The sequence below is a fragment of the Aeromonas sp. INTO2 genome (genome assembly GCF_049860605.1).
Taxonomy (GTDB): Bacteria; Pseudomonadota; Gammaproteobacteria; order Enterobacterales; family Aeromonadaceae; genus Aeromonas; species Aeromonas caviae.
Genome location: NZ_CP187588.1, coordinates 4,134,711 through 4,149,211, shown reverse-complemented (window position 1 = coordinate 4,149,211; position 14,501 = coordinate 4,134,711). Strand labels below are relative to the sequence as shown.

Here is a 14,501-nt window from a genome sequence, read left to right as displayed (position 1 = left end):
CGGCATCCAGGGGATCGCAATTTTCTTCAATATCGGGCCGCCCGGGCCGGGTAGGCTCGGGCTTCCCTCAATTGAACGAGCATCATCCATGGAATTCAGTCTGCTGTTATCCATGGCCGGGTTTGCCCTGGCCATGTCCATCTCCCCGGGGCCGGTCAATCTGGTCGCCCTTGGCACCGGCGCCCGGTACGGTTTCACGGCCAGCCTGCGCCACGTGGTGGGGGCCACCCTCGGCTTCATCCTGCTGCTCCTGCTGATGGGGCTGGGTCTTGGCGGCGCCCTGTCCCGCTGGCCTGTGGCGCTGGGGGCCATTCACTGGGGCGGCGTGCTCTTTCTCGGCTGGATGGCCTGGCAGTTGCTGATGGACAGCGGCGAGGTGGAGGAAGTGGAGGGCGTACCCCCCGCTTTCTGGTACGGGGCCTTGATGCAGTGGCTCAATCCCAAGGCCTGGCTCGCCGCCAGCATGGGGATGGGAGCCTATGGGATCGCGGGCGGCATGAGCCAGATCGCCCTCTTTACCGGCATCTATCTGGTGATCTGCCTCGGCTCCATCGCCTGCTGGGCCTATGCGGGCAGCCGATTGCAGGGGTGGCTGGTCTCTCCTCGCCGATTGCGCTGGTTCAATCGGGCCATGGCGCTCTTGCTGCTGCTCAGCGCCGCCTATCTGGTGCGCTCGTCCTGAGGGGCGAGCTGCGCTCTGTACTGGCCCGGGGTGGCGGCCACCCGGCGTTTGAACTGGCGCTGGAAGTGGGCCTGATCGGCAAAACCGCTGGCAAGGGCCACTTCCGCCAGGGGCTGCCCCTGGCGCAGCAGGGTGCGGGCGTGGCGAATGCGCTGATCGAGCAGGTAGGCGTGGGGCGTCATGCCGTAGTGGCGGCTGAAGGCGCGCACGAAATGGGAAGGGGTAAGCCCGGCCACCGCACTCAGCTGCGCCAGGGTGAGGGCGCAGGCACTCTCGTCCTGCATCAGCTCGGCGGCTCGCTGCAGGTGCCGGGGAGGGCGGTCATCCCACTTGGCCGGGGTGAGCCTGGCCAGAAGCTGGCGGCTGAAGAGGTGGCAGGCCACTTCGCGAGCCAGGGGATCCGGCTCCTCCACCAGTTGCCGATGAAGCCGGCAGAGCCCCTGGTAGAGCAGGGGATCCCGGCTTGCGGTCATGTCGAAGGGGCGAAACGCGTTGCCGAGCCCGGCCTCCTCCTGCTGGCGCTGCAACCAGAGGTTGTCGATGTAGAACATCAGATAGGACCAGGGCTGGTCAGCGACGGGATTGCAGGCGTGCACCTCTTCCGGGTTCATCAGCACCAGGCTGCCGCGGCCGACCTCTTGCAGGCTGCGCTGGTTGAGGTAGTGGCTGTGGCCGCCGGTGATGGCGCCGATGGAGAAGTGGGGGTGGCTGTGCTTGTCGTAGCAGACGCGCCGGCCATCCTGCACCGCCCTCGCCTCGATGAAGGGCAGGGCGGGATCGTGCCAGAAGTGGTGCTGATCCTGTGTCGCCCGCGCACGGCTCACAATGTGCTCCTCGGCGGGGGGCTGTTCCCCTGCCGGGCTCGGGGAGCGCGGCAGGGGAAGGGTGACGATGGTTGCTGCATCCTCAGCCGCCGAGATAGGCCTGGCGGACGGCGGGGTTGGCCAGCAGGGCCTCTCCCGTGTCTTGCAGCACCACCCGGCCGTTCTCCAGCACATAGCCGCGATCCGCCAGCTTGAGCGCCTGGTTCGCGTTCTGCTCCACCAGGAAGATGGTCATCCCCTTCTGGCGCAGTTGCTCTATGGTGTCGAAGATCTGCTGGATGACGATGGGCGCGAGTCCCAGGGAGGGTTCATCCAGCAGCAGCAGGCGCGGCTTGCTCATCAGGGCGCGGCCGATGGCCAGCATCTGCTGCTCGCCGCCGGACATGGTGCCTGCACGCTGCTCCAGCCGCTCGTGCAGGCGGGGGAACAAGGTAAAAATCTGATCCAGCAGGCCGCGCTGCTCCGCCTTGTCGACGAAGAAGGCCCCCATCAGCAGGTTCTCCTCCACCGTGAGGCGGGCGAAGATGCGGCGCCCCTCCGGCACCACGGCGATGTCCTTGCGCATGATGCGGGCGGTGGTGAGAGAGTCTATCTGCTCCCCCTCGAACCAGATGGAACCGCTGCTGGGCTTGGGCTCGCCACACAGGGTCATCAGCAGAGTGGTCTTGCCGGCGCCGTTGGCGCCGATCAGGGTGACGATTTCCCCCTCTTTCACCTCGACGCTGACGTCGTGCAGCGCCTGAATTTTGCCGTAGTGGGTCGATACGTTGCGAAGTTCTAACATCTTTTTGTCCTTACGACTCGCCCAGATAGGCCTTGATCACTGCCGGATTGCTGCGGATTTCGTCCGGTTTGCCGTGGGCCAGCGGGGTGCCCTGGTTGACCACGAAGATGCGGTTGGAGATCTCCATCACCAGCTTCATGTCGTGCTCGATCAGCAGCACCGAGACCCCGAACTCGTCCCTCAGGTTGGAGATGAGCTCGTTGAGCTCGTCGGTCTCCTTGGGGTTGAGACCTGCGGCCGGTTCATCCAGCATCAGCAGCTCGGGCCGGGTCGCCATGCAGCGGGCGATCTCGAGCCGGCGCTGCTGGCCGTAAGCCAGGTTGCCCGCGGCGCGGTTGGCGAGATCCTTGAGGCCCACCTTTTCCAGCCAGAAGGCGGACTGCTCCAGCCCCTCTTTCTCGGCGCGGCGGAAGGAGGGGGTCTTGAACAGGCCGGCGATGAAGCCGGTATTGAGATGCCTGTGCTGGGCCACCAGCAGGTTTTCCACCGCTGTCATCTCCTTGAACAGGCGCACGTGCTGGAAAGTCCGCACAATGCCCTTGCGGGCGATGAGGTGGCCGGGCAACCCCTGGATCTCCTCACCCTTGTAGCGAATGACACCGCCACTCGGGCGATAGAAGCCGGTCAGGCAGTTGAAGATGGTGGTCTTGCCCGCCCCGTTGGGGCCGATGATGGAGATCACCTCCCCCTTTTCCACATCCAGCTTGACGCCGTTGACCGCGAGCAGGCCGCCAAAGCGCATCGACAGATCTGAGACATCCAACAATGGTTGATTGTTGCTCATTTACGCAGCTCCATATGGGGTCGACTCATGGGCAGCAGTCCCTGCGGCCGCCAGATCATCATGAATACCATCAAGAGACCGAACATCAGCATGCGATATTCGTTGAACTCGCGGGCGAGCTCCGGCAGCACCGTCATCACGATGGCCGCCAGCACCACCCCGATCTGGGATCCCATGCCCCCCAGCACCACAATCGCAAGGACGATGGCCGACTCGATGAAGACGAAGGATTCCGGGCTGATGAAGCCCTGGCGCGAGGCGAAGAAGCTGCCGGCAAAGCCCGCGAAGCAGGCGCCTATGGTGAAGGCGGTCAGCTTGATGATGGTGGGGTTGAGCCCCAGGGACTTGCAGGCGATCTCGTCTTCCCGCAGCGCCTCCCAGGCACGGCCGAGCGGCATGCGCAGCAGGCGGTTGATGACGAACAGGGTCGCCACTACCAGCACCAGGGCCATCAGGTAGAGGAAGATCACCTTGTGGTTGGCGTTGTAGGCGATGCCGAAGAAGTCGTGGAAGGTGCCAAAGCCCCCATCCTTGACGGTGCGGTTGAACTCGAGCCCCCCCAGGGTCGGTTTCGGAATGCCGGAGATCCCGTTCGGACCGCCGGTCAGGGTGGTCATGTTGTTGAGCAGGATGCGGATGATCTCGCCAAAGCCCAGGGTGACGATGGCCAGGTAGTCCCCCCGCAGCCGCAGCACCGGGAACCCGAGCAGGAAGCCGAAGGTGGCCGCCAGCAGACCGGCGATGGGCAGACACTCCCAGAAGCTCAGACCGAAGTAGGTGTTGAGCAGGGCGTAGCTGTAGGCGCCGACCGCATAGAAGCCGACATAGCCGAGGTCGAGCAGACCGGCGAGGCCCACCACCACGTTCAGTCCCAGCCCCAGCATGATGTAAATCAGGGTGAGGGTGGCCAGATCGATGGCGCCGCGAGAGGCCATGAAGGGCCAGCTCACCGCAAACAGCAGCACCAGCACGGCGGTGAGGTTATAGAGCTTGGGGGCCTCTTCGGGGCTTGGCAGCACCAGCTTGGTGAAGCCGACGGAGAAGCCGCTGATGGAGGCCTGGAACAGCCGGCTTATCTGGCCGCGCAGCATCTGGAACCAGAAAACGATAGTGGCGCCCCCCAGCAGCCAGGCCAGCGATACATCGAGGCGGCTCACCACCAGCAGGCGGGAGCCATCGGTCTCCAGCTTGAAGCCGAGCAGCCAGAAGGAGAGCACCAGCAGCACCAGGCTGGCGATGCAGGCATGGATAAATTGACGTTTCATCAGACTTTCTCCACTTCCGGACGGCCGAGAATGCCAGTGATGGTCATGAACAGCAGCACGAGGGCATGCATAGATTGGTTTTTCATACCTTCTCGACCTCCGGACGACCCAGGATGCCGGTGGGCATGAAGAGCAACACGAAGATGAGCAGGGCGAACGCCATCACATCCTTGTACTCGGTGCTGAGATAGCCCGCGGTGAGCGCTTCCACCACGCCGAGCAGCAGGCCGCCCAGTACGGCACCGGGAATGCTGCCGATGCCGCCCAATACCGCGGCAGTGAAGGCCTTCAAGCCTGCCATGAAGCCGAGATAGGGGTTGATGACACCGTAGTACATGCCGAGCAGCACCCCCGCGACGGCGGCCAGGGCGGCCCCCAGCACGAAGGTGATGGAGATGACCACGTGGGTGTCTATCCCTAACAGGTTGGCCATCTTGATGTCTTCGGAACAGGCACGGCAGGCACGCCCCATGCGGGAGCGGCCGATGAACTGGGTCAACGCCAGCATGGTGACGAAGGTCACCACGAAGATGATGAGCTGCATGTAGGAGAGGCTGGCCTGGAAGCCATCCTCGCCGCCGAGGGTCCAGCCCCCGGAGATCAGAGTGGGCATGGCGATGTCACGCGAGCCCTGGGCCATCCGCATCATGTTCTGCAGGAAGATCGACATGCCGATGGCGGAGATGAGGGGGATCAGGCGGTTGCCGCCCCGCAGCGGACGATAGGCCACCCGCTCTATGGACCAGCCATAGCTGCCGGTGATGATGATGCTGACCAGGAAGGCGCCCCCCAGCAGCAGCACGGTGCTGTCGATGCCCATCATCATGAGCCCGGCCATCACCATGAAGGCGACATAGGAGCCGATCATGTAGACCTCGCCGTGGGCGAAGTTGATCATGCCGATGATGCCGTAGACCATGGTGTAGCCGATGGCGATCAACGCATAGGTGCTGCCTATGGTCAATCCGTTCAGCAACTGCTGAACCAGATAAAGAAGGTGTTCGGACATACCGCGTTCCCTGTGTACTTGCCCGCAAGAAAGGAGGGGTGACTCACGTCACCCCGACCGGCAGATTATTTGAGTTGAGTGGAGGTACCGTCGGCGTGCCACTGGAACACACCGAACTCGAAGCCTTTCAGGTCACCGTTCGGTGCCCAGGTCAGGGGGCCCATCACGGTGTCGATCGGTGCGGCCTTGATGGCGGCAGCGACGGCAGCCGGATCATCCTCGCCCGCCTTGGCGATACCGGCCGCCAGGGCCTGCATGGCGGCGTAGGTGGTCCAGACGAACGGACCGGAGGAGTCCTGACCCTTGGCCTTGAACGCTTCTACGATGGGGGCGTTGGCCGGCACCAGGTCATATTTGTTCGGAAGGGTCACCAGCAGGCCTTCGGAAGCCGGGCCGCCGATGGCGGAGATGTCCTTGTTGCCCACGCCTTCCGGACCCATGAACTTGGCCTTCAGACCCTTCTCGCCAGCCTGGCGCAGGATCAGACCCAGCTCGGGGTGGTAGCCGCCGTAGTAGACGAAGTCGACGTTCTCTTTTTGCAGCTTGGCGATCAGGGCGGAGAAGTCCTTGTCGCCGGCGGTGATGCCCTCATAGGCAACGACCTTGACGCCGGCCTTGTCCAGCGCGGCTTTCACGCTGGAGGCGATGCCTTCACCGTACTGTTTCTTGTCGTGGATGACGGCCACGCGCTGGGGTTTGACCTGCTCGATGATGTACTTGGCGGCGGTCGGGCCCTGGTCGCTGTCCAGACCGATGGTACGCAGGGTCAGCTGGTAACCGCGCTCGGTGATCTTGGGGTTGGTGGAGGCGGGGGTGACCATCAGTACCCCTTCATCTTCATAGATGTCGGAGGCGGGCAGGGTGTTGTCGGAGCAGAGGTGGCCGACCACGAACTTGACGCCGTCGTTGATCACCTTGTTGGCGATGGCCACGGCCTGCTTGGGATCGCAGGCATCGTCATAGATGACGGCTTCGATCTGCTTGCCCTTGATGCCGCCCGCCTTGTTGATCTGCTCGACCGCCATCTTGCCGCCGGTGAACTGCATGTCACCGTACTGGGCGACCGGGCCGGTCAGGGGGCCGGCGATGCCGATCTTGATGGTATCGGCCGCATTGGCCATGGAAACTGATCCAAACAGAGCCAAAGAAACCGCTGCTCTGACTGCCATTTTGCTGAAGTTATGCATTGATTCGTCCCTTAATCAGTGAATTGTTTCATTTTATGCACGTCATTCCGAGCCTGTGTCCCGCCAGCCCGGCGATAGATAAGGTTCTATCATTCCTCGCCGGGCAATAACAAGATGTTAAAGATACTAACCGGAGCAGGCGCGAGAGGGGTTTTGTGAAACTAACACGCAGTTTATTGCTGTTTATTGGAGTTTAATGTTGTCGTGATGGTGCAACATACAGATAACAAATTGTCATGGTGACAATTTCCAGAGTAAAAAACTGACGATATTTCATTCTGCGTCCGCTCTCATTTTGACCAAAATCCGTTTGCGCAAAAAGAAATGACCGCATAGATTAGCCAGCATTGATAATTCACTGGCAGCGCCCGTTAAAACCAAGCCTTTATTCGGGAAATCTGCTACTGTTCCGCCTTTGTTATTCAGGAGACAGAGATGGCAACTATCAAGGATGTCGCCTCGCGCGCAGGCGTATCCATCTCCACCGTCTCACATGTACTCAATCACACCCGTCGGGTCAGCGAAGACGCAACCCAGAAAGTGCTTGAGGCGGTGGCAGAGCTGAACTACGCGCCCAACTCGGTGGCGCGCAGTCTCAAGATCAATTCGACCAAGACCATTGGCATGCTGGTGACCACCAGTGCCAACCCCTTCTTCGCGGAAGTGGTACAGGGGGTGGAAGCCTACTGCTTCGAGCAGGGTTACAGCCTGATCCTGTGCAACACCGAGAACCAGCCGCCCCGCCAGCAGCACTATCTGCGCATGCTGATGGAGAAGCGGGTCGACGGTCTGCTGGTGCTGGGGACCGATATCGACACCCAGTTCAGGGACATGCTGCGTATCCACAAAAACGTGCCGCAAGTGGTGCTGGACTGGGGCAACGAGTGCGATTTCGCCAACGTGATCAACGACAACGCCCGCATCGGCGCGCGTCTGGCGGTGCGCCATCTGCTGGAGCAGGGCCACACCAACATCGTCTGCATCACCGGCCATCTCGCCAAGCCTACCACCCAGCAACGGCTGGACGGGGTGCGCGATGCCCTGGCTGAACAGGGGATGACCCTGAAAGAAGAGCAGATCTTCGAAGGGGACTACGAGAGCCAGAGCGGCTTCGATGCCATGCAGCGCATCCTGGCCCTCACCCCTCGCCCGACCGCGGTCTTTGCCTTCGACGATCCCATGGCCATCGGTGCCATCTGCGCCGCCTGGGAGGCCGGGGTCAAGGTGCCGGACGATATCTCCATGATCGGCTATGACGACGTGGAGATGGCGCGCTTCTCCAGCCCGCCGCTCACCACCATCCGCCACCCCAAGGCCGAGCTCGGCCTGCTGGCGGTGCAGCAACTGGTGAGCCGGATCCGCAACAAGGAGCTGGAAGTGGAGTCCATGACGGTGCAGCCCGAGCTCATCGTCCGCCGCTCGGTCAAGTCCCTGCGCTGACGGCGCCACGGGTGCCATGAACAAGAAACCCCCTCGCCAGCGAGGGGGTTTCTGTTTTTGGGCCCCTCTCGTATCTGGGGGCGTCAGGCCTTGAGACCGAGCCGCCTGGCGAGGCGGTGCAGGTTGCCGCCGTCCAGATCCAGCGCCCGGGCGCTGGCGGCCCAGTTGCCGTCATGGGCCGTCAGGGTCTGCTCGATGAGCTGGCGCTGGAACAGATCGGTGGCGGCGCGAAGGCCCAGGCCGGCAATGGCCGGAGAGGCGGGCTGGCTGACGGTGTCGGCGGGAAGGGATGAGCCCGTCGGTCCCAGGTTGAAGTGGTGAGGTTTCAGGGTCGGCGAGGGGCTGCCCTGTTCGGCCCTGGCCAGCACGGCGGCGCGGTGGATGGCGTGCTCCAGCTCCCGCACGTTGCCGGGCCAGTCGTGGCGCTCGAGCAGTTGCAGCGCTTGTGGCTGGATACGCAGCTGCTCCAGCCCCAGGCCGAGCCGGCAGCGCTCGCAAAAGTAACCAGCCAGCAGGGGAATGTCGCCCGGACGTTCCCGCAGTGCCGGGGCGTGGATCGGGAAGACGCTCAGCCGGTGGTAGAGGTCGGCCCGAAACTGCCCCTCGACCACCGCCTGTTTCAGATCCCGGTTGGTGGCCGCCAGGATGCGCACATTCACCTTGAGCGGGGTGTCGTCACCGATCCGCTGCAGATCGCCGTATTGCAGCACCCGCAGCAGCTTAGCCTGCAGCGCCAGGGAGAGCTCCCCTATCTCGTCGAGAAACAGAGTGCCCTTGTCCGCGAGCTCGAACTTGCCCGCCCGATTGTGGATGGCGCCGGTGAAGGCCCCCTTCACGTGGCCGAACAGCTCGCTCTCGGCCACGGATTCGGGCAGGGCGGCACAGTTGAGGTAGACCAGGGGGGCATGGGCGCGGGGCGAGCCGCCATGCACCGCCTTGGCGATCAGCTCCTTGCCGACCCCGGTCTCCCCCAAAATCAGCACATTCAGCTCGGAGCTTGCCACCACGTCTATCTCGTGGCGCAACCGGGCCATGGCGGGGGAGCGGCCAATCATCTCGGGCTGGCCCGGCCCATTCTGGGTGGAGGGAGCGAGGGGTTCGCTGCTCTGGCGGGCGAGCCGCTCCAGCAGCAGGGCGTTGTCGAGGGCGGCGGCGGCCAGAGCCCCCACCAGCCGCAGCTCCTCGTCGCTGATGCCGTCGAACTGGGTCGGGTTCATGCCGTCTATGGTCAGGGCGCCGATCAGCGCCTGATCCGAGAAGAGCGGCAGGCCGACACAGGCGTGCACCTTGAAGTCGTCGTGATCCGGCAGCAGGCCGTCATAGGGGTCGGGCAGGGCGCTGTCGGCAGGGAAGCGCACCACATCCCCGGCGCGGGCGATGGCCTCGAGGCGCGGGTGATCCTTGAGGGCGAAGCGGCGCCCCAGCACGTCCTGCATCAGGCCGTCGATGGCCAGCGGGATAAACTGGCCCCCCTCGTAGCGCAGCAGGGCCGAGGCATCCGAGTTCAGCAGGCTGCGCACGCTCTGGATCAGACGGTGGAAGCGGTCTTGATGAGAGATGCCGAGTTGCAGGTCGAGGGCGATGCGCGCCAGGCTGTCGGTCGAGATCACGATAATTGTCCAAATGACAGTGTGTTTGTGATTTTGACTATAAAGGCATGGTGTCATAATGACAATGTGTGATATGCAAAACCATTAAAAACAACGAGTTACATTTTGGCGCGTCCGCTGCAATAGCTGGTTCAGTTGAACATCCACTATTGCATTCGAGGAACTGCCTGATGAGCATTCACGTCAAGAACAACATCCACTGGGTCGGCCAACGGGACTGGGAGGTACGCGACTTCCACGGCACCGAGTACAAGACCCACAAGGGCACCAGCTACAACAGCTACCTCATCCGCGAAGGGAAAAACGTGCTGATCGATACCGTCGATCACAAGTTCAGCCGCGAGTTCGTGCAGAACCTGGCGGCCGAGATCGATCTCGCCGCCATCGACTACGTGGTGATCAACCACGCCGAGGAGGATCACGCCGGCGCCCTGACCGAGCTGATGGCCCGCATCCCAGGCACCCCCATCTATTGCACCCACAACGCCATCGACTCCATCACCGGCCATCATCACCACCCGGAGTGGAACTTCCACCCGGTCAAAACCGGTGACAGCCTGGACATCGGCAACGGCAAGCAGCTGGTGTTCATCGAGACCCCCATGCTGCACTGGCCCGACAGCATGATGACCTACATGACCGAAGATGCGGTGCTCTTCTCCAACGACGCCTTCGGCCAGCACTACTGCGACGAGCACCTGTTCAACGACGAGGTGGACCAGACCGAGCTGATGGAGCAGTGCCAGCGCTACTACGCCAACATCCTTACCCCCTTCAGCCCGCTGGTGACCGCCAAGATCAAGGAGGTGCTGGGCTTCAACCTGCCGGTGAGCATGGTGGCCACCTCCCACGGCATCGTCTGGCGCGAAGATCCCACCCAGATCATCCTGAAATACCTGGAGTGGGCCGACCACTATCAGGAAGACCGCATCACCCTCTTCTACGACTCCATGTCCAACAACACCCGCATGATGGCCGACGCCATCGCCCAGGGCATCCACGAGGTGGACCCGGGCGTGGCAGTGAAGATCTACAACGTGGCCCGCCACGACAAGAACGAGATCCTGACCCAGGTGTTCCGCTCCAAGGGGATACTGGTGGGCTCCTCCACCATGAACAACGTCATGATGCCCAAGGTGGCGGGTATGCTCGAAGAGATCACCGGCCTGCGTTTTCGCAACAAGCGTGCCTCGGCCTTCGGCAGCTACGGCTGGACCGGCGGTGCGGTGGACCGGATCCAGACTCGCCTGATGGATGCAGGTTTCGATATCAGCATCTCCCTCAAGGCCAAGTGGCGGCCGGATGGCTCGGCGCTGGCCGAATGCCGCGAGCATGGCCGCCAGCTCGCCCGTCAGTGGGCGCTGCACCCGCTCGAGGCGCCCCGCCCGATCACCACAACCCAGGCAACCGTGACGCCAGTATCCGTGCCAGCCAAGACCCCGCAAGCCACTCCGGCTGCCGCCGAATGGGATGACGACCAGGCCATGCTCTGCACCGTCTGCCAGTGGGTTTACGACCCGGCCCAGGGCGAGCCGGATCAGCTGGTGGCGCCGGGCACCCCCTGGGCCCAGGTGCCGGACAGTTTCCTCTGCCCCGGCTGCGGCATCGGCAAGGAGGTATTTGAACCCTGCGCCGTGGAGGCCTGTGTATGAGCGCAGCAACGCAGAGTGACGCCGGCATCAGCCGGGAGATAGTGGTGATCGGCAGCGGCTTCGCTGCCCAGCAACTGGTCAAGAGCCTGCGCAAGCTTAACGCCGAGCAGCCCATCCGCCTCATCACCGCCGACAGCGGCGATGAGTACAACAAGCCCGACTTGAGCCACGTGGTGAGTCGGGGCTGCCCTGCCGCAGCCATGACCCGTCAGAGCGGCAGCGATTTTGCCGAGCAGCAGCGCCTCGCGCTGCTGCCCCACTGCCCGGTGCATGGCATCGATCCAGCCCGGCGGTTGGTGCTGACCGAGCAGGGGGAATTCCCCTACGGCAAGCTGGTGCTGGCCACCGGGGCGAGCGCGGTGCGCCCCGATCTGCCGGGCAGCGAACACCTGGTCACCCTCAACAGCCAGCAGGAGTACGCCGCCATCGAGGCGCAACTGCGCCAGGCCCGCCGCATCCTGGTGCTGGGGGCGGGGCTCATCGGCTGCGAGCTGGCGATGGACATGGCGAGCGCAGGAAAAGAGGTGACGCTGGTGGATCTGGCCGACAGCCCCTTAAGCGCCCTGCTGCCCGCCGCCCTGACCGAGCCGCTGCAACAGGCCCTGCGCAGCCAGGGGGTCAGCCTGCAGTTCGGGACGGGTCTCGCCAGGATAGATGCCCAGCCGGGGGATGGCTGGCGCGTCACCCTGACCGATGGGCGCATCAGCGAGCAGGATCTGGTGATCGCCGCGATCGGCCTGCGGCCGAATCTGGCCCTGGCCCGTGGGGCCGGGCTGGCAGTGGAGTGCGGCATCCTGGTCGATGATCGGCTGCAGACCAGCGATCCCCATATCTTCGCGCTGGGGGATTGCGTGCAGTGGCAAGGTCAGCTGCTCCCCTTCCTGCAACCCATAGTGCTGGGGGCCAATGCGCTGGCGCGCACCCTGCTCGGCACACCGACCCCGCTGGCCCTGCCGCCCATGCTGGTGAAGGTGAAGACGCCGCGCTACCCGCTGCAACTGGCGGGTCGTACCCGGGGTGAAGATCTCGCCTGGCAGTGCCGCTGGAACAGCCACGGCATGGTGGCCGAGGCGCACGGCGAAGATGGCAAGCTGTGCGGCTTCGTGGTGGGGGGCGACCAGATGAGCGCCGCCTTCCCGCTGCTGCGTCAGCTGCCCCGTTGAACCATTAATAGCCGAAGGCCGGGCTGACCCGGCCACTCGAGGAGAACCGATATGGCCATGCAACTGATCCCGTCTCACTGGGTGGTACGCCGTTCCACCCCCTTTTTCACCCGCCAGAACGTGCCCCAGGCCCTGCTCACCCACCACAACACCGCGGCCGGGGTGTTCGGCCAGCTCTGCGTGATGGAGGGAACCGTCACCTATCACGGCTTTGCCGACGAACATGCCGAGGAGCCCGAGGTGAGCCTGGTGATCCGGGCCGGGGAGTTTGCCACCAGCCCGCCCCAGTACTGGCACAGGGTTGAGCTGTCGGAGGATGCCCGCTTCAACATCCACTTCTGGGCCGAGCAGGCCGAATCCGACCAGCCGCTGTTCCACAGCCGCAAATAACGGGGTTTAAGGCTGAGGGGGCGGAGCGGGCAAATGCCCCCTCTGCCCATGCAGATCAAAATCATCAACTCAGATGTTGGTTATCCTGCCCCCTCGATTCGGATGAGCACTGTGAGGGAAGCATGAGCCTGTTGGAAGCCCTGACCATGACCTCGGGTCTGGTCTATCTGGTTCTGTTGTTGTGGCAGGGCCGCAGCGGTTGGGGCTGGACGCTCTCTCTGCTGTTGGCCGCCGCGCTCTGGCTGCTGGTGGCGGATTCGGTACTCTGGCTCGCACTGGGGCTGGTGGCCACGACCCTGGCGCTCTGGCTGCGCTATCGCCCCCTACTCATGCTGGCCCACATAGACAGTCAACGTCTCAGAACGGCCACCAGGCAGCTATTGCTGCTGTGTTGGGTGTTGGTGGCGGTTCAATATGTTGTTCATATCGGACAGTTGGGGCTGGGGATGACCCCCTGGCTGGTGCGCCCCGACGTGGTGGACGGTTTCCTGCCCATCGCAGGTGGTCTCGGGCTGCGGGCCTGGCTCAGGCAGGGGCTGACGGACCCCCACCACCCGGCGGCCACCGTCACCGTGCTGGTGCTCTCCCTGTCGGCCCTGCTGCTGGGTCGGGCGTTTTGTGCCTGGTTCTGCCCGCTCGGGCTGGTGGGGGAGTGGCTGCACGGCCTGCGCTCGCGCCTGTTGCCGGGGGAGTGGACCCCGCCGCGCTGGCTCGATGCCGTGTTGCGCGGCCAGAAGTTTCTGGTGCTCGGCTTTCTGCTCTTCATCATATTGCTGGCGGTACCCGCCGCCGCCCTGCCCGGCTACCTCGCCAGCCCCTACCATCAGGCGGCGGACATGAAGATGGGGGCCTTCTTCTTCAACCTGACCCTGATCTCGGGCCTGTGCCTTGGCTGGGTGCTGCTGCTCACCGCCACCTTCCGGCAAGGGTTCTGTCGCTACCTCTGCCCCTACGGCGCCTGGTTCGCCCTGCTCGGCCTGCTGACCCCACTGCGCATTCGCCGCGACCCGGCCCGCTGCCTGCGAAGTGCGGGCCACGACTGCGACAAGTGCAGCCGGGCCTGCCCCTCGCGCATCCAGGTGCACCAGCTCATCGCGGTGCGCAATCTCGAGTGCACCAGTTGCCAGAGCTGCGTGGCCGCCTGCCCCAAGCGGGCCGATGCCCTGCATCTTGGCACGCAAGGGCAGCGACTCGCCCCCCGCCAACTACTGGGGCTGCTCTGTCTGTTGCTGCTGGTGTTGCCGCTGCTCGCTTACGGCTTGCTGGATCTCTGGGTCAGCCAGACACCGATCCCTGACCGCTACGAGTTGTTGCAGCGGCTGCCCTGGCTGAGCCACTGAGGGGGAAAGGGCAAAAGGTGGATGATGGGGGGATCTTTCGGATTGGCGATAATAAGCTGTATAAAAATCCCCCGCCAAATTGTTAGCGCCATCCCACTTTGCTCATATTGCAATTGATCATATAGCGCTCCCCACCATAATGGGTGCTGTTATTTGGCGTTGTTAATATCAATTGGATGAGCAACAACATGAATATCAAGGTCAGCTATCCCAAGTGGTTTACCCTGGACCATAAGATCGCGTTCTTCTTCCCGCTGTAATTCCCTGCGGCGGCGCGGCATGCCTGCCATGCCAAGAGCCCGCCTCCATTCCTGAACTGAAATAGCTGCACCCGTCTTCGCCTGTTTATTCTGGCGAGGCGATGTCGTGCA

General features: G+C 63.4%; 14 protein-coding genes. 7 read left to right on the top strand and 7 right to left on the bottom strand.

Features of this window, described 5'->3' with window-relative positions:
* Nucleotides 1-88: 88 nt before the first annotated feature.
* On the top strand, nt 89-682 hold the full coding sequence (locus tag ACPW74_RS19630; RefSeq protein ID WP_223920168.1) for a LysE family translocator: 594 nt from the start codon (nt 89-91) through the stop codon (nt 680-682).
* Here ACPW74_RS19630 and ACPW74_RS19625 read toward each other — a convergent pair.
* The 6 genes from ACPW74_RS19625 to ACPW74_RS19600 all read right to left on the bottom strand — a co-directional run bounded on the left by ACPW74_RS19625 (nt 661) and on the right by ACPW74_RS19600 (nt 6,535).
* Complete coding sequence (locus ACPW74_RS19625) at nt 661-1,506, bottom strand: AraC family transcriptional regulator (RefSeq protein WP_069652902.1); 846 nt, start codon at nt 1,504-1,506, stop codon at nt 661-663. The two genes, ACPW74_RS19630 and ACPW74_RS19625, sit on opposite strands and share 22 nt — an antisense overlap.
* Nucleotides 1,507-1,588: 82 nt before the next feature.
* Complete coding sequence (locus tag ACPW74_RS19620; protein WP_010672380.1) at nt 1,589-2,290, bottom strand: ABC transporter ATP-binding protein; 702 nt, start codon at nt 2,288-2,290, stop codon at nt 1,589-1,591.
* A gap of 10 nt (nt 2,291-2,300) precedes the next feature.
* A complete protein-coding gene (gene livG, locus ACPW74_RS19615) occupies nt 2,301-3,074 on the bottom strand; it encodes a high-affinity branched-chain amino acid ABC transporter ATP-binding protein LivG (protein ID WP_010672381.1) in 774 nt (257 codons plus the stop codon).
* Nucleotides 3,071-4,339: a high-affinity branched-chain amino acid ABC transporter permease LivM gene (locus tag ACPW74_RS19610; RefSeq protein ID WP_039041002.1), complete on the bottom strand. Its 1,269-nt coding sequence runs from the start codon at nt 4,337-4,339 to the stop codon at nt 3,071-3,073. The genes livG and ACPW74_RS19610 overlap by 4 nt, the downstream gene beginning before the upstream one ends.
* A gap of 82 nt (nt 4,340-4,421) precedes the next feature.
* Nucleotides 4,422-5,348: a high-affinity branched-chain amino acid ABC transporter permease LivH gene (gene livH / locus ACPW74_RS19605; RefSeq protein WP_010672383.1), complete on the bottom strand. Its 927-nt coding sequence runs from the start codon at nt 5,346-5,348 to the stop codon at nt 4,422-4,424.
* A gap of 65 nt (nt 5,349-5,413) precedes the next feature.
* Nucleotides 5,414-6,535: a branched-chain amino acid ABC transporter substrate-binding protein gene (locus ACPW74_RS19600; protein WP_039041003.1), complete on the bottom strand. Its 1,122-nt coding sequence runs from the start codon at nt 6,533-6,535 to the stop codon at nt 5,414-5,416.
* Nucleotides 6,536-6,970: 435 nt separating this feature from the next.
* On the opposite strand from ACPW74_RS19600, the gene ACPW74_RS19595 reads away from it, so the two are divergent.
* Nucleotides 6,971-7,975, top strand: a complete 1,005-nt coding sequence (locus ACPW74_RS19595) for a substrate-binding domain-containing protein (protein WP_010672385.1) — start codon at nt 6,971-6,973, stop codon at nt 7,973-7,975.
* Nucleotides 7,976-8,058: 83 nt separating this feature from the next.
* Here the strand turns inward: ACPW74_RS19595 and norR are convergent, their stop codons facing one another.
* Nucleotides 8,059-9,585 (bottom strand): nitric oxide reductase transcriptional regulator NorR, encoded by a 1,527-nt coding sequence (gene norR / locus ACPW74_RS19590; protein WP_069784339.1) that lies wholly within the window; start codon nt 9,583-9,585, stop codon nt 8,059-8,061.
* A gap of 170 nt (nt 9,586-9,755) precedes the next feature.
* Between norR and norV the strand changes: the two genes are divergently transcribed.
* From norV to tnaC, 5 genes are all read left to right on the top strand, one after another.
* Nucleotides 9,756-11,237 (top strand): anaerobic nitric oxide reductase flavorubredoxin, encoded by a 1,482-nt coding sequence (gene norV, locus ACPW74_RS19585; RefSeq protein WP_425858447.1) that lies wholly within the window; start codon nt 9,756-9,758, stop codon nt 11,235-11,237.
* On the top strand, nt 11,234-12,400 hold the full coding sequence (gene norW / locus ACPW74_RS19580; RefSeq protein WP_279982202.1) for an NADH:flavorubredoxin reductase NorW: 1,167 nt from the start codon (nt 11,234-11,236) through the stop codon (nt 12,398-12,400). Before norV ends, norW begins: the two co-directional genes overlap by 4 nt.
* Before the next feature lie 51 nt (nt 12,401-12,451).
* Entirely contained in the window at nt 12,452-12,790 is a 339-nt protein-coding gene (locus ACPW74_RS19575) for a DUF1971 domain-containing protein (protein ID WP_109112737.1), read from the top strand.
* Nucleotides 12,791-12,912: 122 nt separating this feature from the next.
* The gene (locus ACPW74_RS19570; protein WP_279982200.1) at nt 12,913-14,130 is read left to right on the top strand and encodes a 4Fe-4S binding protein; all 1,218 of its coding nucleotides are present in this window, start codon (nt 12,913-12,915) and stop codon (nt 14,128-14,130) included.
* 176 nt (nt 14,131-14,306) lie between these two features.
* Nucleotides 14,307-14,390: a tryptophanase leader peptide gene (tnaC, locus tag ACPW74_RS19565; protein WP_069652909.1), complete on the top strand. Its 84-nt coding sequence runs from the start codon at nt 14,307-14,309 to the stop codon at nt 14,388-14,390.
* Nucleotides 14,391-14,501 lie beyond the last annotated feature (111 nt).